This window comes from Pseudoalteromonas sp. QJM3NY_12, assembly GCF_056173165.1.
Genome location: NZ_JBWBUF010000002.1, coordinates 116,463 through 132,107, shown reverse-complemented (window position 1 = coordinate 132,107; position 15,645 = coordinate 116,463). Strand labels below are relative to the sequence as shown.

The 15,645-nt window shown below is 38.9% G+C and carries 17 protein-coding genes; 11 read left to right on the top strand and 6 right to left on the bottom strand.

Going from position 1 to position 15,645, the window contains the following annotated elements; translation table 11 throughout:
- Window positions 1-2: 2 nt before the first annotated feature.
- The 11 genes from AC0VZ5_RS16470 (at window position 3) to AC0VZ5_RS16420 (ending at window position 8,801) form a co-directional block, all read left to right on the top strand.
- The gene (locus tag AC0VZ5_RS16470; protein ID WP_036983978.1) at window positions 3-956 is read left to right on the top strand and encodes a YbgA family protein; all 954 of its coding nucleotides are present in this window, start codon (window positions 3-5) and stop codon (window positions 954-956) included.
- Window positions 956-2,350, top strand: a complete 1,395-nt coding sequence (gene phrB, locus AC0VZ5_RS16465) for a deoxyribodipyrimidine photo-lyase (RefSeq protein ID WP_475474989.1) — start codon at window positions 956-958, stop codon at window positions 2,348-2,350. The genes AC0VZ5_RS16470 and phrB overlap by 1 nt, the downstream gene beginning before the upstream one ends.
- 1 nt (window position 2,351) lies before the next feature.
- Window positions 2,352-2,780, top strand: a complete 429-nt coding sequence (locus AC0VZ5_RS16460) for a nuclear transport factor 2 family protein (protein ID WP_109874949.1) — start codon at window positions 2,352-2,354, stop codon at window positions 2,778-2,780.
- A 2-nt stretch (window positions 2,781-2,782) separates the two neighbouring features.
- Entirely contained in the window at window positions 2,783-3,493 is a 711-nt protein-coding gene (locus tag AC0VZ5_RS16455) for an SDR family NAD(P)-dependent oxidoreductase (RefSeq protein WP_075170210.1), read from the top strand.
- Window positions 3,490-4,743: an NAD(P)/FAD-dependent oxidoreductase gene (locus AC0VZ5_RS16450; protein WP_475474988.1), complete on the top strand. Its 1,254-nt coding sequence runs from the start codon at window positions 3,490-3,492 to the stop codon at window positions 4,741-4,743. The genes AC0VZ5_RS16455 and AC0VZ5_RS16450 overlap by 4 nt, the downstream gene beginning before the upstream one ends.
- Window positions 4,736-5,473 carry a DUF1365 domain-containing protein gene (locus AC0VZ5_RS16445; protein ID WP_290168061.1) on the top strand — a complete coding sequence of 246 codons (738 nt, stop codon included), beginning with the start codon at window positions 4,736-4,738 and terminating at the stop codon, window positions 5,471-5,473. The genes AC0VZ5_RS16450 and AC0VZ5_RS16445 overlap by 8 nt, the downstream gene beginning before the upstream one ends.
- Before the next feature lie 50 nt (window positions 5,474-5,523).
- On the top strand, window positions 5,524-6,786 hold the full coding sequence (locus AC0VZ5_RS16440) for a class I SAM-dependent methyltransferase (protein ID WP_475474987.1): 1,263 nt from the start codon (window positions 5,524-5,526) through the stop codon (window positions 6,784-6,786).
- Window positions 6,764-7,264, top strand: a complete 501-nt coding sequence (locus AC0VZ5_RS16435; RefSeq protein WP_475475115.1) for a DUF2878 domain-containing protein — start codon at window positions 6,764-6,766, stop codon at window positions 7,262-7,264. Before AC0VZ5_RS16440 ends, AC0VZ5_RS16435 begins: the two co-directional genes overlap by 23 nt.
- A gap of 23 nt (window positions 7,265-7,287) precedes the next feature.
- On the top strand, window positions 7,288-7,776 hold the full coding sequence (locus AC0VZ5_RS16430) for a chalcone isomerase family protein (RefSeq protein WP_464712077.1): 489 nt from the start codon (window positions 7,288-7,290) through the stop codon (window positions 7,774-7,776).
- A 1-nt stretch (window position 7,777) separates the two neighbouring features.
- Window positions 7,778-8,320, top strand: a complete 543-nt coding sequence (locus AC0VZ5_RS16425) for a DUF3833 domain-containing protein (protein ID WP_475474986.1) — start codon at window positions 7,778-7,780, stop codon at window positions 8,318-8,320.
- 205 nt (window positions 8,321-8,525) lie between these two features.
- Window positions 8,526-8,801 carry an HU family DNA-binding protein gene (locus AC0VZ5_RS16420; protein WP_138607972.1) on the top strand — a complete coding sequence of 92 codons (276 nt, stop codon included), beginning with the start codon at window positions 8,526-8,528 and terminating at the stop codon, window positions 8,799-8,801.
- Window positions 8,802-8,862: 61 nt separating this feature from the next.
- Here AC0VZ5_RS16420 and ilvN read toward each other — a convergent pair whose 3' ends face one another.
- The 6 genes from ilvN to xni form a co-directional block, all read right to left on the bottom strand.
- Window positions 8,863-9,363 carry an acetolactate synthase small subunit gene (gene ilvN / locus AC0VZ5_RS16415; RefSeq protein ID WP_076921825.1) on the bottom strand — a complete coding sequence of 167 codons (501 nt, stop codon included), beginning with the start codon at window positions 9,361-9,363 and terminating at the stop codon, window positions 8,863-8,865.
- Window positions 9,363-11,087, bottom strand: coding sequence for an acetolactate synthase 3 large subunit (locus tag AC0VZ5_RS16410; protein WP_475474985.1), 1,725 nt, complete (start codon window positions 11,085-11,087; stop codon window positions 9,363-9,365). Before AC0VZ5_RS16410 ends, ilvN begins: the two co-directional genes overlap by 1 nt.
- Window positions 11,088-11,532: 445 nt before the next feature.
- Window positions 11,533-12,540 (bottom strand): isocitrate dehydrogenase, encoded by a 1,008-nt coding sequence (locus AC0VZ5_RS16405; RefSeq protein ID WP_138607979.1) that lies wholly within the window; start codon window positions 12,538-12,540, stop codon window positions 11,533-11,535.
- Window positions 12,541-12,719: 179 nt separating this feature from the next.
- The gene (locus tag AC0VZ5_RS16400) at window positions 12,720-14,402 is read right to left on the bottom strand and encodes a hypothetical protein (protein ID WP_475474984.1); all 1,683 of its coding nucleotides are present in this window, start codon (window positions 14,400-14,402) and stop codon (window positions 12,720-12,722) included.
- Entirely contained in the window at window positions 14,402-14,797 is a 396-nt protein-coding gene (locus tag AC0VZ5_RS16395) for a DUF3192 domain-containing protein (protein ID WP_464712080.1), read from the bottom strand. The genes AC0VZ5_RS16400 and AC0VZ5_RS16395 overlap by 1 nt, the downstream gene beginning before the upstream one ends.
- Window positions 14,798-14,866: 69 nt before the next feature.
- Complete coding sequence (gene xni, locus AC0VZ5_RS16390; protein ID WP_475474983.1) at window positions 14,867-15,640, bottom strand: flap endonuclease Xni; 774 nt, start codon at window positions 15,638-15,640, stop codon at window positions 14,867-14,869.
- Window positions 15,641-15,645: the final 5 nt, after the last annotated feature.

Sequence of the window (15,645 nt, the reverse complement as noted above, 5' to 3'; positions counted from 1 at the left end):
CTATGCAAACAGATACAATAAAAATAGGTATTAGCGCCTGCTTGGCAGGCGAAAAGGTAAGATTTGACAGTGGCCATAAAAAATCAAATTTTTGTATGGAAGAGCTGGCCAAGCATGTTGAATATAAAATGTATTGCCCAGAGGTTGCGGTAGGTTTACCAATACCTCGACCAACTATTCGTCAAGTAAAAACAGGCGATACGATCAAAGTGTGTCGTCCGGATGGCACGGGAGATGTTGGCCCACAGCTCACAGAGTATGGTAAGAAAATAGCTACAGAACAAGCAGGGCATCTAAGCGGATTCGTTTTTTGTGCTAAGAGCCCAAGCTGTGGCATGGAGCGGGTAAAAATCTACAATGAAGCAGGAACCGGTAACACTTCTGAAGGCGTTGGTTTCTTTGCTGAACAAATTATGAAACATAACCCATTACTGCCTTGCGAAGAAAATGGACGTTTAAACGATGTTCATTTGCGCGAGAACTTTGTAATGCGTGTTTATACATTACATAACTGGCAACAGTTAGTGAAAGAGCCCGTTACTGTGCATCGTTTGACCCAGTTCCATGCTCAATACAAATATTTGTTAATGGCTCATAATTATCAAGCGTATCGTGATTTAGGCAATCTACTCGGAACGTTTGTTGGTGACGATGTTAATGCTTTGGCCGACGAGTATATTCTGGGCTTAATGACAGCGCTTAAACGTCCTGCTTCAAGAAAAAATAATTCAAATACGCTAATGCATTTACAAGGATACTTCAAAAAAGATTTATCAAAAATCGAAAAGGAAGAAATGCGAGATGCAATTGATGAGTATCGCCAAGGGTTGGTTCCGCTTTATGTACCATTAACATTACTTAAACACCATTTGAAAGTTCATCCAAATGAGTATTTAAGTAAGCAAATTTACTTTAACCCTTATCCCAATGAACTTAAGCTACGTTACGGTTTGTAATGAATACACTATTTTGGTTTAGGCGCGATTTGCGCCTTTTTTCTAATGAGGCGCTTATTGAAGCGCTAAATAATGGTGCTAAACACGCCATTTTTTTTGTGTGCGAAAAACAATGGACACAGCATAATACTGCTGCCATTCAAATTGACTTACTTAAACGCAGGGTGAGTAATATTCGCGAAAAACTTGCCAAATATGGCGTAAATTTGCATGTAATAGACGCCCCTTTTTTTGCCGATTGCCAAACTAAACTTCTCGATTTTTGTCAGCAACACGATATTAAACACATAATAGCCAACACTGAGTATGAGCTAAATGAATTTAATAGGGACAAAGCGATTCAGGCACAGTGCGACCAACAGCAAATAACATTTACTTTATACGAGGGTGATATCATTGCTCCCGTAGGTAGTGTACGCACGCAAAATAATGAAATGTATAAAGTATTTACACCGTTTAAACGCGCATGGTTAAAGCAGTATCAAGATACACACTTTAGTTTAGTGCAGTGGCCGTTATCTGAAGAACCGATAGAAATTGAACCGTGCGAGTTACTTTGTGGCGATGAAAGCTCAAAAAAATGGCCCGTTGATGATGATACTCTATCAACCGTAGTCGATAACTTTATTCATGATAAATTAGCAAGCTATGATGACGTACGAGACATACCCAGTGTAAAAGGAACATCGGGCTTAAGCCCTTATTTAGCACTAGGGGTTGTTAGTAGTAAACAATTAATGGTTAATATACAACAACATTATCCCGATATACTGACCACCTCAAAAAGTAAAACGTTTACCTGGGTTAACGAACTGATCTGGCGTGAATTTTACAAACACCTAATTGCTGAATTCCCAAAACTTTCACGTGGTGCCAATTTTAACGAAAAGTACGATAGTGTGAGTTGGCGTGACAGTGACGCTGAGTTTAAGCAATGGTGCGAAGGCCGTACAGGCTATCCACTTGTTGATGCCGCCATGCAACAGCTATTGCAAACAGGCTGGATGCATAATCGTTTAAGAATGGTGGTTGCGAGTTTTTTAACTAAGCACCTACTGATTGACTGGCGTAAAGGCGAGCAGTTTTTTATGCAGCATCTGATTGATGGCGATTTAGCCTCAAACAATGGTGGTTGGCAATGGGCTGCAAGTACCGGCTGTGACGCACAACCTTACTTTAGAGTATTCAACCCCATTACCCAAAGTGAACGCTTTGATCCAAATGGTGATTTTATTCGTAAATATCTGCCTGAATTACAAAAAGTGCCAGATAAACACATTCATTTCCCACATACTTACTTAGCAGCAACGGGACAAAGTGAACACTGTTACTGGCCAGCAATAGTTGATCATAAAGCGGCACGAGCGAGGGCTTTAGCTGCATTTAAGGTGTGATATGGATAACCAATTATCAGTCGATAAATTTGTAGAAATATATCAAAAGCTTGATAAAAATAACCTAGAGTTATTAACTGAAATTTACGCTCAAAACATTCACTTTATAGATCCGCTGCACGAAATTAATGGTCTTGAAGATCTAAGACGTTATTTTTGTGGTTTATATAGTAATGTTAAGTATTGTCGATTTGACATAACCGACTCATTTACCAGTGATAATAATGCATTTGTATACTGGACAATGCATTATTCTCACCCAAAACTTAACGCGGGCAATACAATTTCAGTGCAAGGGCACAGTAAACTAGTATTTGAAGGTGCGAAAATTATTAAACACCGCGATTACTTTAATGCTGGAGAGCTTTTGTATAAGCATATTCCATTACTGGGCAACATTATTAATTTTATTGATAAAAGGGCTGGTTAATTATGATTACGCTTATTACAGGTGCAACATCAGGCATAGGTGAACAACTCGCGATAAAGTATGCAGAGCAAGGTGACACAGTCATTGCGTGTGGACGAAATACGCAAAAGCTCGCTGAACTTGCCAAGCATAACAACATAGAAACCTGCCAGTTTGATGCAACCAACTTGCAAGATATAAAAGCTGCCACTCTCGGCTACCCGCAATTTGACCGCGTTATTCTTAACGCCGGTAATTGCGAGTATGTTGATGATGCACGCAATTTTGATAGCGCCCTCTTTGAGCGTGTTATTAATGTTAACTTACTTTCTATGGGGTATTGCTTAGAAGCACTTTTACCCAAAATAACATCAGGCGGCCAATTAGTGATGGTTAGTTCGAGTGTTACTTATTTACCATTACCGCGTTCAGAAGCGTATGGCGCATCAAAAGCGGGTGTAAGCTATTTAGCTAAAACCCTTGCGGTTGATTTAAACGACGTTGATGTAACACTAGTCCATCCTGGTTTTGTAAAAACACCGCTTACAGACAAAAATGATTTCCCTATGCCTATGGCTGTTAGTGCTGAAAAAGCGGCTGACTATATAATCAAAGGCGTAAAAAAACGTCGTAAAGAAGTCCATTTTCCGTATCGTTTCACACTTATATTAAAAGCACTGCGAATATTGCCACTTTCGCTTTGGCTTAAAATTGCAAAAGGATTAACCCGTTGAAAAAAATAGCAATAATTGGGACTGGTGTATCAGGTTTAACTTGCGGACACCTATTGCATAGGCATTATGATGTCACACTATTTGAAAAGAATGATTATATTGGTGGCCATACTGCCACAGTTGATGTAAATCACAGCGGTATTAACTACGCAGTTGATACCGGTTTTATCGTATTTAACGATAGAACATACCCTTACTTTGAAAAGCTGCTTGAACGTATTGGTGTAAAACGTAAACCGACCCAAATGAGCTTTAGCGTTCATAATGAAGCCACAGGTTTTGAGTACAATGGGCATACATTCACTAGTTTGTTTGCTCAGCGCAGAAATATAGTTAGACCTAAGTTTTGGCGTCTATTGTACGATATTGTGCGTTTTAACAAACTCTGTAAGGCCTTGTATCAAAAAGGCCAATACACTGAGCAATCACTTGGTGAGTTGCTACAACAACATCGCTTTAATGACTTCTTTAAATACCACTACATTTTGCCAATGGGTGCGGCTATTTGGTCGACAAGCATTAAAGAAATGGAAAACGTGGGCGTAGAGTTTTTTGTAAAATTCTTTTTTAACCATGGTTTATTAGACATTACTAACCGCCCGCAATGGTATGTCATTCCAGGTGGCTCTCGTGAATACATTAAACCGTTGATTGCTGGTTTTGCTGATAAAATACAGTTAAACACTGACATTAAATCGGTAACCAGAGACGAGCAAGGAGCCACCATTACATTTGCTGATGGTCAGCAAGCCCTGTTTGATAAAGTTATTTTTGCGTGTCACTCAGATCAAGCGTTAGCATTACTCGGTGATGCCTGCGAGCAAGAAAATAAGGTGTTGGGCGCTATCCCATACACTGAAAACTCGGTGGTACTGCATACTGATGTATCATTATTACCAGATAGGAAAGCAGCGTGGGCGAGCTGGAATTATTTACTAAATAATAATACCGACAAAGCCGCTGTTGTTACTTATCAAATGAATATACTGCAAGGGATAGAGTCTGATACCCAGTTTTGTGTCACTTTAAACCACTTAGAAGGGATCAATCAAAGTAAGATTTTACGTGAGTTTACTTATCACCATCCTGTGTTTAATCAACAATCTATTGCTGCTCAACAGCTGAAAAATACGGTTGACGGTCAAAACAATACTTATTTTTGTGGGGCTTATTGGTATAACGGCTTTCATGAGGATGGTGTGCGCAGTGCCGTCGATGTTGCAAAACAACTTGGAGTAGAGTTTGACTAATGCAGTGTATTTAGGCGATGTAAAGCATCGCCGTTTTGCTGTAAAACACCATGCGTTTAATTACCCACTTTATATGCTGTGGGTTGATTTAAATAATACTCACTCGCTCAATGGCGTCCATAAGCAGCTTGGGACTTCAGGTTTTAAAGCATTAAAGTTTGAGCAATCTGATTATTTACAAGGGTTACCAGATAGCCAACATCAGCCAATTATAGAGCGTGCTCATGCGCAGCTATCCCAGCTGGGCGTAGATGAAAAATTTAGTCATGTATACCTGCTAGGACAATTACGCTGTTTGGGTATTTATTTTAGTCCAGTTAACTTTTATTTTTTTGGTCATCAAGATAATGAATTTAGTTACATGGTGGCTGAGGTGAGTAATACTCCATGGAATGAGCGACATTACTACTTGGTTCCATTACAAAAAAAAGTGAACTTTAAGAAAGTATTTTCCGTATCACCTTTTATGAATTTGGATATGAACTATCATTGGACTGTGCGACAAAAGAAAGACAATATACTGATACGTATAGAAAATAAGCGCGATGAAGAACTACTTTTTGATGCTTCATTAAGGTTACAGCGCCAACCATTGTGCAATAAACAAATGAGCAAGCTGTTGAAGCGCTTTCCAGCGATGACATGGTCTATTTTCAGAGGTATTTACTATCAGGCATTTAAGTTGTTTGTTAAAAAAGTCCCATTTTTAGGTCACTCAGGCAAACTTTAAAATTTAATTTATGTTGTTTTACAAGTAATAACAATAATATAGGTAAGTATATGGAAAAGGTATCGAGCTTACGCGTTCAGGAACGCACTAGTTGGTTTACTAATTTTTATAAAAAGTTAGTGTTTAAAGCGTTCTCGTCAATTGAAACGGGTCAGATAGTGCTAGTTGAGAACAATCAACAGTCTGTATTTGGGGATGTGTCTTCAGAGCTAAAAGTAACGGTAACCGTTAACGATAATGCCATGTACAAAGCGTTTGCTCTTTCTGGAAGTGTGGGGGCGGGCGAGTCTTACATTTTAGGGCAGTGGCAATGTGACAATTTAACTCGCCTAATCGAAATTTTTGCGATTAACCAAGATCAATTAGATGCATTTGAAAAGAAATTCGCGTTTTTTAGCAATATCGCTCACCGTATAAACCACATAAAAAACAAAAACTCACACGCTGGTTCAAAAAAGAATATTGTTGCTCACTATGACTTAGGAAATGATTTATACGAGTCTTTTTTAAGCAAAGAAATGCTTTATTCGAGTGCAGTATATCCAACTAAAGATGCTACCTTAGAGCAAGCCCAGCAATACAAACTACAACGTATATGCGAACAGGTTGAGCTTCAAAAAGGTGATACGGTTATTGAAATTGGTACAGGGTGGGGGGCGTTTGCAATTTATGCTGCAACTCATTACGACTGTCATGTAACGACCACAACTATTTCTGACGAACAACACGACTATGTTGCTAATAAGGTTAAAGATCTTGGTCTTGAAAGCAAAATTACTTTGCTCAAGCAAGATTATCGCTTATTGACTGGCAAATACGATAAGTTAGTCTCAATTGAGATGATAGAAGCCGTTGGGCATGAATACTTACCCAGCTTCTTCACTAAGTGCGGTGAGTTATTGAAGGATAACGGTGCTATGCTTATTCAAGCAATTACGATTAGCGATCAGCGTTATCAACATTACTTAAAAAATTCAGACTTTATACAACAGTATATCTTCCCTGGTGGGTGTTTGCCTTCGCTTAATGAAATGAGTGAACAAATTAAAAATAACACCGATATGAATATACACACTATCAATGATATTGGTGCTCACTATGCCCGCACTCTTGCAGATTGGCGTGAGCGTTTTATTGCCAGCTGGCCAAAGCTTGATAGCAATAAGTTTGATGACCGTTTCTATCGCTTATGGCTATTTTACCTCGCCTATTGTGAGGGGGCATTCAGAACCCGAGCAACTAGTACCGTGCATTTAATGGCACGCAAACCCCGTTTCACGAGTAGTAATGATGAGATTGCACTCGCTTATTAACTTTGTGCTGTTTCAGGTAGTGTGGTTTATGTGCCTGCTACTTGAACAGAGCTCATTAGTTTTTTCTGCTGTAGTCATAGCGTTGATGTTTTACTTATCAGCACAAAAAAAACAAGACGCTTTACTGGTTTTAAAAGCCCTGCCATTGGCTCTATTGTGTGAATTTATTGCGGTTCAGCTAGGGTTATTTGAGTTTAAAGTTGATCCGTTTCCATTTTGGCTGGTGTTTTTATGGATTGCACTAGTGCTGTGTATTAACACTTCAATGTCGTTTCTAACTAAGCTTAAACTGTGGCAAGCATTTTGTGTGTGTTTGTTATTCGCGCCAGGCAGTTATTGGGCCGGCTCGCGATTTGAGGTATTAGAGTTAGGAATGCCACTGTGGCAATTTTGGCCACTTTACGGTGCTTTATGGGCTGCAACATTCACCCTTATTTTATTTATAAACGGTAAAATAGGCGAGTTTGTTAAGCAATAACACAATACTGCTTGGAGATAAGGATGAAAACGCTTCTAAATATACTCATGGTTCATGTTTTATTTAGCCCTTTTGCTTACGCTGATACCCAATTTAACAAGGTAGGTGAAGCGCGGATGGAGTATCTTTTTTGGGATGTTTATGATGCAACACTTTACACACCTTCTGGCACTTACACAGCAAAGCAAGCTCCTGTTAAATTCACCTTAACTTATTTGCGTGACTTTGACGCTAAAGACATTGTGAAAGCGACTAATGAACAGTGGCAGCACTTAGGTAAACCCCAACTTTCAGAGCGCTATGCAGATAAGTTACTATCCATATGGCCAAATATTAAAAAAGGTGAATCGTTAACTCTACTGACTGATCAGCAAGGGTACAGTACTTTTTTTCACAATGAGAACCAAATAGGTCGTATTAACGATGCCACATTTGCTGAGGATTTCTTAGCTATCTGGTTAAGTGAAAACACGTCAGAACCAACAATTAGAAATCAACTACTAGGGATTTAATATGATTAACCTAAAACGCGTTAAAGTTGCCATGGTATTGGCTGTTAGTTTTTTTATTGTCAGCTGTTCAGCCCCAAGTGTTGAACATTATAAGGGTTCAGAGCCAAATTTCGATTTTAAGACTTTTTTCAGTGGCGACTTAAAAGCCTATGGCGTTGTACAAGATTTTAAAGGTGAATTAACCCGCAAGCTTGTTGTTGACTTAAAGGCTACTTGGAACGGTAATCAGGGCACTATTGAAGAAGACTTTATTTACGATGATGGTGAGACACAAAAACGCATCTGGAAAATTACCTTGAACGACCATAACACATTAACAGGAACAGCCTCTGATGTTTTAGGAATAGCTACCGGTGAGAGTGACGGCAGTGTGTTTCACTGGAATTACAATGTTGAGATCCCTTACGATGGCAGCACATTGGAAGTAAACTTTGACGATTGGATGTACCTAGTAACAAGTACGCGTTTAATAAATCGTACTTCTATCGTCAAGTTTGGTGTTGAAGTCGGCGAAGTAACATTAGTGATAGAAAAGGTACAGTGAGCCATTAAAGTGCAAAACTGCACTAATAGTGTGCCTAAATTAAGCTTTTGTTAACCCAACTCTCTGTATTTTACAGCTAATTTATTTATTTTTACTAATTTTTTAGTATTTTAGATAAAAAACGTAATTTGCTGTTGCTAACTCTTCGAAAATGCATAAAGATAGGATTTGCAAAGGCAAAATAATAACGAATAGGAATCTAATAATGAACAAAGCTCAACTAGTTGAAAAAATCTCTACTGACGCAGAAATCTCTAAAGCAGCCGCAGCACGTGCACTTGAGGCATTTACAGGCGCTGTAACTTCTTCATTAAAAGAAGGTAACTCTGTTGCGTTAGTTGGTTTTGGTACTTTTTCAGTTAAAGAACGTGCTGCTCGCACAGGTCGTAATCCACAAACGGGTGCAGAAATCCAAATTTCAGCTGCGACTATCCCAAGTTTTAAACCAGGTAAAGGTCTTAAAGATCAAGTAAATCCATAATTTGGGATTTATGAATAAAAAAAGGGCTATTTAGCCCTTTTTTTTGTACTAAATTTAACGCTTATTTAGCTTTAAGTGCTTTATCTCCCCGCCCAATGCCGACCGCACCTGAGCGAACTACTTCTATAATGTCGGTTTCGTGGCGTAAGGTATCCAAAAACGATTCTATTTTATCGGTGCTGCTTACTAATTGAAGGCTGTAACTTTGGCGGCCCATATCTAAAATAGCCCCCTGAAATACATCAACAACGCGGGTAACTGCCGCACGAGTCGCTTCATCTTTGGCAAAGACTTTTACTAACAGAAGTTCGCGCTCTATGTGACTCATTTCAGTTAAATCAATAACTTTAAGTACATCGACCAGTTTGTTTACTTGCTTCGTTATTTGCTCAACAATTCTGTCATCGCCTTTAGTGGTTACCGTAATACGAGAAAGAGACTCATCATCTGTAGTGCCCACCGTTAAGCTATCAATATTGTATGCTCGTTGAGAAAAAAGCCCCACTATACGTGATAACGCACCGGGTTCATTCTCTAATAATATAGATAATATACGACGCATTATGCTTTCACTCCTTTTCTTAACCACATCTCGTCTATGCCACCATGCTTAATTTGCATCGGGTAAACATGTTCTTTTTCGTCTACTAAAATATCTAAAAATACTAATTTATCAGTGATCGACATTGCTTTGTCTATCGCAGGTTGTAATTCATCAAGGGTGTTTACTCTGATCCCTACATGGCCATAACTTTCAACAAGCTTTACAAAATCAGGTAAAGACTCCATATACGATGAAGAGTGTCTGCCACCATAAATCATGTCTTGCCATTGTCTGACCATACCCAGTGAGCGGTTATTTAAGGAGATCACCTTTACTGCTAAGTTATACTGTAAACAGGTTGATAGCTCTTGGATGTTCATTTGAATAGAGCCGTCGCCAGTTACACATAAAGACTCTTTTTCAGGAAAAGCCAGTTTAACGCCCATTGCCGCAGGTAATCCAAAACCCATAGTCCCTAGGCCACCTGAATTGATCCACTGACGAGGGTGTTTAAATGGGTAATACTGCGCCGCAAACATTTGGTGTTGGCCAACATCAGAGCTAACATAAGCATCTCCGTTAGTGGCTTCATATATTGCCTCGATAACTGCTTGAGGTTTAATTTTGTCACCATCGCTGTTGTAACTAAGGCATTTTTGTTCACGCCAGCTGATCACTTGTCGCCACCAATCTTCTTGTGCACTGCGATCAATTTTAATTGGACTGTTATCTATGGCAGTTTGTAATTGCTCAAGTACCGTTGCCAAACAGCCAACAACAGGAATATGAGATTTAATAGTTTTAGAAATAGAGGTTGGATCGACATCTACATGTACAATAGTGGCATTATGGCAGAATTTTTGAACGTTATTAGTAACCCGATCATCGAATCGTGCGCCAAGCGCCAAAATAACATCGGCATTGGCCATGGCTTTATTTGCTTCTAATGTACCGTGCATACCTAACATACCAATAAAGTTAGGGTGAATGCCCGATATACCACCTAGTCCCATAAGCGTGTTGGTAATAGGGGCGTTAAGTGACTCGACTAAATGAGTTAGTTGCTCTGAGGTGTTTGAAAGCACAATACCGCCACCCGAGTAGATAACCAGTTTCTTCGCTTCTAAAATAGCAGTAACAGCTTTACGAATTTGTTTAGAATGACCCTTTGTATTTGGATTATAGGTTCTGAGCTCAGTTGCCGCTGGAAAGTTGTAAGCAAAAGTTAGTTCTGGATTAAGCATGTCTTTAGGAAGCTCTACTACAACAGGACCAGGGCGTCCTGTGCTGGCAATATAAAAAGCTTTGGCAAGTATATTGGGAATTTCACTAGCACTTCTACAATTAAAGCTATGCTTTACAATAGGGCGAGAGCAACCAACAATATCGGTTTCTTGAAACGCGTCATCGCCAATAAGATTTGTTGGCACTTGACCTGATAATACTACCATAGGAATTGAATCCATATACGCAGTTGCTATGCCTGTTACACAGTTTGTTGCACCAGGTCCGGATGTAGCAAGTACAACACCCACTTCACCGGTTGCTCTTGCGAAGCCATCGGCCATGTGTGTAGCCGCTTGTTCATGGCGTACTAAAATGTGCTCAATATCATCTTGCTGAAAAAGTGCGTCGTATAAATCTAATACTGAGCCACCGGGGTAACCAAATATATACTTTACCTTTAGCTCTTTTAATGACTTAACAACCAATTCAGAGCCATTATATTCTTGTCTACTCATCCTCATTCCTCTGTTGATTATATGCAAAAAAAAACCCCCGCGTAGTGCGAGGGTTTTAAAAAGCATTTTTCACCTTTTAATACATCCCCGCTGGGCTTATCACTAAGACCAGTACGAGTAAGACTAAAAGGCGAAATTGTGTATTCATGATGTTTTGCTCTTAAAATAAAATGCTGTTTAAATTACAATTTTTGTATGTGGTTATTTTTAAGGCTTTTGAGTACTTATGTCAACCAAAAACTGCATTTTTAGATTAAAATTTCATTTTTTAATTCATTTTAATCTATTAGTCTATTTTTTGTGAGTTTTTCTTACTTATTAGCAGATATTATGCAGATTTCTGTTGTGGTTGGGCTTGAGGAAGGTGGTTAAAACGCATAAATACGGTATTTCTTAGACATAAAAAAAGCCAGCTAATGCTGGCTTATTAATCTAACAGTATTAATTACAGACGGTCAATTACTGATTGTGTGAAATCAGTAGTGCCGTGGCTGCCGCCTAGATCACGAGTAGTACGGTCGCCTGATTTAATTACATCAGCAACAGCACTACGTATACGCTCAGCTGTATCGCCCATGTTTAAATGCTCTAGCATTTGAATAGAGGCTAAAATTACTGACGTTGGGTTCGCAAGGTTTTTACCAGCAATATCCGGCGCACTACCGTGAACAGCTTCAAAAATAGCAGCATCTTCGCCAATGTTTGCACCAGGCGCCATGCCTAAACCGCCAACTAAGCCCGCACATAAGTCAGATAAGATATCGCCGAATAAGTTAGTTGTAACGACAACGTCAAACTCTTCAGGGGTCATTACAAGCTTCATACATGTTGCATCAACAATCATTTCAGTTGATTCAATTTCTGGGTAACGCTCAGCTACTTCGCGCGCTACTTTTAAGAATAACCCAGAGGTTGATTTTAAAATATTTGCTTTATGTACAGCGGTCACTTTTTTACGGCCTTCACGCACAGCAAGTTCGTATGCGAATGTAACAATTTTTTCTGCGCCTTCGCGAGTGATCACTGATTTTGCTTCAGCTTCAGTCCCATCTTCTGATACAACTTGGCCTGCACCTGAATACATGCCTTGTGTGTTTTCACGAATAGTGATGATATCAATATCGTCGTAACGTGCTTTGGTACCGGCAAACGATTTAACCGGGCGTACATTAGCGTATAAACCAAATTGCTTACGAAGTGTTACGTTGATTGATGTAAAACCTTCGCCCACAGGCGTGGTTAATGGACCTTTTAAGGTAATTTTATTCTTAGCAATTGTGTCAATTGTTTCTTGTGGAAGCAACTCGCCTGTTTTTTCAAGCGCAGCTAGGCCAGCGTCAACAAATTCATAATCAAAATCGCATCCTGCGGCTTTTAGTATTTCAAGTGCTGAGTCGATAATGCTTGGGCCGATGCCGTCGCCTTTGATCACTGTTATGGTTTGTTTGGCCATGAACTTTTCCTTTAAAGATTTGGATACACATATAAATAATAAACACTTTCAGAGTCTAGACTACTTATATGACAGGGGTGCTAAATTTAAGCCGGCATTTATACCAATATATCACTCATTTTGCCAGTTTATAGTATGAATACAGGGTATAACTTTAAGTTATAGTGATAATAAGTCAGCTAAATACTATTGTGTAACCCTAAGCGCAGCAGTGATTGATTAAAATCTACCTCAGTTTGCCAGCCATGGCGACGAAGTTGTTGATTCAATGTTTGTTGTTGCCACGCTGTTAATGGCTGGTTGGGTTTTAATATACGCTGCGCCACAACTTTTAATGCTGCCCATAATTGACTAGCATCATCAAGCTGCTTTTTAGGGAGCTGCTCAGCTTTTAATAAAGCCGATGCCCAAGGATCGCCACTAAGTAATTCGTTAAACTCGTTGTGTAAATGAGTGGCATCTATGTTGTTTATACCAAAAAATGTACTAAACGGTGTATCGAGAGATTTATTCGGTGTTTGATCTATGATGATTTTTCTTGAAACATCAGGGCTGTAATGTATCAGTACATAATATAAATAGGCATATAAGCTTAAGCTAATACGCTCACTTTGAACGCTAGGATTATGTTTAACTAATAGCTCTAATATATTTACTAAACAGCTAATACGGGTGTATAAAAAGGCATGTAGAGGATGAGCAATGCTATTTACTAATTGTTCAAACACGACCCCTTGAATAATAGCGGGTGCTTTATCGTAACCCACCATAGATAAGCTGTGCCTTAAATCTTTAGCGGCTAATCGCTCTTTATTGTAGTGCTTTACTGCTAAACACACTGACTTTACAACATCAGGGTAGGGAGTAAGTAAGGTGTTTAAAGCTTTAAAACTGTATTCTTTTTGCGTTTTTATTTGTTTTACTAACTGATACAAAGGCGTTTGTGCAGATTGATTATTATGCGTGATATTAAGATGTTCACTGTCCCATATTTTTAAAAATAAGCGATTATCGTTGCATTCCCATGCTTTTGAGTCATCCACTAAGGACGCTTTTATACGATACCATGCCATCTTAGTATTGGCGTTATTAACTATAATATGTCGGCCTTGTGTATCAGTGGCTAAATAAACCATAGCTTGGTCGGCATAAACAACTTGGCTGCCTGGTATATATTGTCCTATATGAGCGACTAACGCTTTTAATAACGCTTGTGCAAATGAGTTAGGGGTTCTTATATATAAATCAGCGACCGCTTTATAAAAATTTATGTGCTGTTGCTTTGTATTACAAGTAACGTTAAGCGCTAGTATATTTGCTAAAGCAACCACCACACTAGCACCGTCATAAAGCATAATTTTAGGTGTCTCTAATAATGCATGTTTGTATTTGCTGAGTTTAGCCAAAATATGGGCAATTTTATGTGCAGGTTGCTTAGCCGTTAATAGTACTTTGGCAGCAAGCTTATGACGTAACGACCATATTTTTTTATCGGCTTCGTTAAACGCTTGCTGTTGAGCTAGCTTATTTAATTGCTTAGCAACACAAAGGTGCTCAACCAGTGAAGCACTAATATAAAGCTCGGTTAAATCGTTGTCGTAGTTTTGGCTACTACATAAAGCACAGGTTAATACACACTGATTAACGACTAAATTGGTTGCGTAACTATACTGTGTTTTATATAGATTTAACTGAGTTTGCAAGGCCGCTGGGTTTTGTTTGTATAACGCTGCGTATTGCTCTGATAGTTTACACACAAGAGGGTAAAAGGTATGCCACTGACTTTTGTTGTTATGGGAGCTTAAAAGCAATTGTGTGCTTTCGAGTAGCTTTTTTAGTTTACCCGACAGTGGAGCTTCCATTAAGTTTTCCCGTCATTATGCTCAAGGTATTTTTCATAAGCACTTGGGCCCCACATTATTAGTTGGCCATTTTTAAATAGCAACCCAGTACATTCATCCATGGTGGTGATGCCGTCAGAGGTTTTATGTTGGGTGCGATAAAAAATTACTTGCCATACTTGCTCGCCATCACGTTTAGCATAGGTTAAATCTGGGCTACCTAAGTATTCAAGCACATCATTTAGCGTAAAGGTATCTTCCAAGCGCAATTTCTCTATATAGCGTTTATTAAAAGCTTCTCTATCTTGCCAAATCATAGCTTGTGGATCGTCTTTATAAAACATAATAACCGTCGTGGCTATTAGTGCATATAAACCTAATCCTAATATTAAATACCTAAAAAACTTTTTAAACATTGCTAACCCAGATCAAAACACCTATTACTAGTATACGTACTGCTAAAGTGCAGTGCTATTAACTTGCGACTAATTAAGCCTTAACTGCTTTAAACTAAAGCCTAAATGGATATCTGTACGCAAACTCACCAATTGCTTAGAAATAATAAACATATCCATATCTTCATTCAGCTTTTTTTGTAACCGCGCGTTTAACGATTCATCCTTTAACGCTTCTTCAATAGAGCTATATTGATTAACCAATTGCTGCGCAGATTTAACACCAATACCTTTCACACCCGGAATGTCATTGGTTTTATCGCCTGCGAGTGCCCAAAAGTCGATGAGTTTATGTTGAGCGACAGCAAAGCGCTCTTTAATATGTTCTTTATTCAGGTGCTGCTTTTTAAAGTAATCGTATACTTCAATATGCTCATTCAAATGAGGTAAAAATCCTTTATCCGTAGAGACAATGGTGTTGTTTATCTGATTATTAGCGGCTTTATGCGCTAAAGTCGCAATAATATCGTCGGCTTCATCGTTAGTCGGTTCAAATACCACAATACCGGTTTCTTCAATGGCCGCTTTAAAAAGAGGTAACGCGTTTTTTAAGGTCTCTGGCATAGGAGCACGCGAATGTTTGTAGTCTTTATAAAAGTGGTAACGCCAGCTTTTGTCACCATCAAAAACGGCTATTGCATGGGTTGCATTGGTGGTGGTTAAAAGCTTTTTGCATGCATGTGCAACTCGGGCACAGCATGCTTTTAACATGTGTTCGTCGCTATGATGGCTTTGGTTTGCATCAATAGCATAAATGCGCCTAATTAAATTAAGCGCATCAATAAGGAGTAAATGGGGATTCAATTATA

Excerpts from the sequence above, each read along its gene's own strand:
- AC0VZ5_RS16455 (WP_075170210.1), top strand. The coding sequence starts at position 2,783 with ATGATTACGCTTATTACAGGTGCAACATCAGGCATAGGTGAACAACTC.
- AC0VZ5_RS16405 (WP_138607979.1), bottom strand. The coding sequence starts at position 12,540 with ATGGCCAAACAAACCATAACAGTGATCAAAGGCGACGGCATCGGCCCA.
- AC0VZ5_RS16430 (WP_464712077.1), top strand. The coding sequence starts at position 7,288 with ATGAAAACGCTTCTAAATATACTCATGGTTCATGTTTTATTTAGCCCT.
- AC0VZ5_RS16440 (WP_475474987.1), top strand. The coding sequence starts at position 5,524 with ATGGAAAAGGTATCGAGCTTACGCGTTCAGGAACGCACTAGTTGGTTT.
- AC0VZ5_RS16470 (WP_036983978.1), top strand. The coding sequence starts at position 3 with ATGCAAACAGATACAATAAAAATAGGTATTAGCGCCTGCTTGGCAGGC.
- AC0VZ5_RS16425 (WP_475474986.1), top strand. The coding sequence starts at position 7,778 with ATGATTAACCTAAAACGCGTTAAAGTTGCCATGGTATTGGCTGTTAGT.
- AC0VZ5_RS16460 (WP_109874949.1), top strand. The coding sequence starts at position 2,352 with ATGGATAACCAATTATCAGTCGATAAATTTGTAGAAATATATCAAAAG.
- AC0VZ5_RS16400 (WP_475474984.1), bottom strand. The coding sequence starts at position 14,402 with ATGGAAGCTCCACTGTCGGGTAAACTAAAAAAGCTACTCGAAAGCACA.
- phrB (WP_475474989.1), top strand. The coding sequence starts at position 956 with ATGAATACACTATTTTGGTTTAGGCGCGATTTGCGCCTTTTTTCTAAT.
- AC0VZ5_RS16410 (WP_475474985.1), bottom strand. The coding sequence starts at position 11,087 with ATGAGTAGACAAGAATATAATGGCTCTGAATTGGTTGTTAAGTCATTA.
- AC0VZ5_RS16395 (WP_464712080.1), bottom strand. The coding sequence starts at position 14,797 with ATGTTTAAAAAGTTTTTTAGGTATTTAATATTAGGATTAGGTTTATAT.
- AC0VZ5_RS16435 (WP_475475115.1), top strand. The coding sequence starts at position 6,764 with ATGAGATTGCACTCGCTTATTAACTTTGTGCTGTTTCAGGTAGTGTGG.
- AC0VZ5_RS16420 (WP_138607972.1), top strand. The coding sequence starts at position 8,526 with ATGAACAAAGCTCAACTAGTTGAAAAAATCTCTACTGACGCAGAAATC.
- ilvN (WP_076921825.1), bottom strand. The coding sequence starts at position 9,363 with ATGCGTCGTATATTATCTATATTATTAGAGAATGAACCCGGTGCGTTA.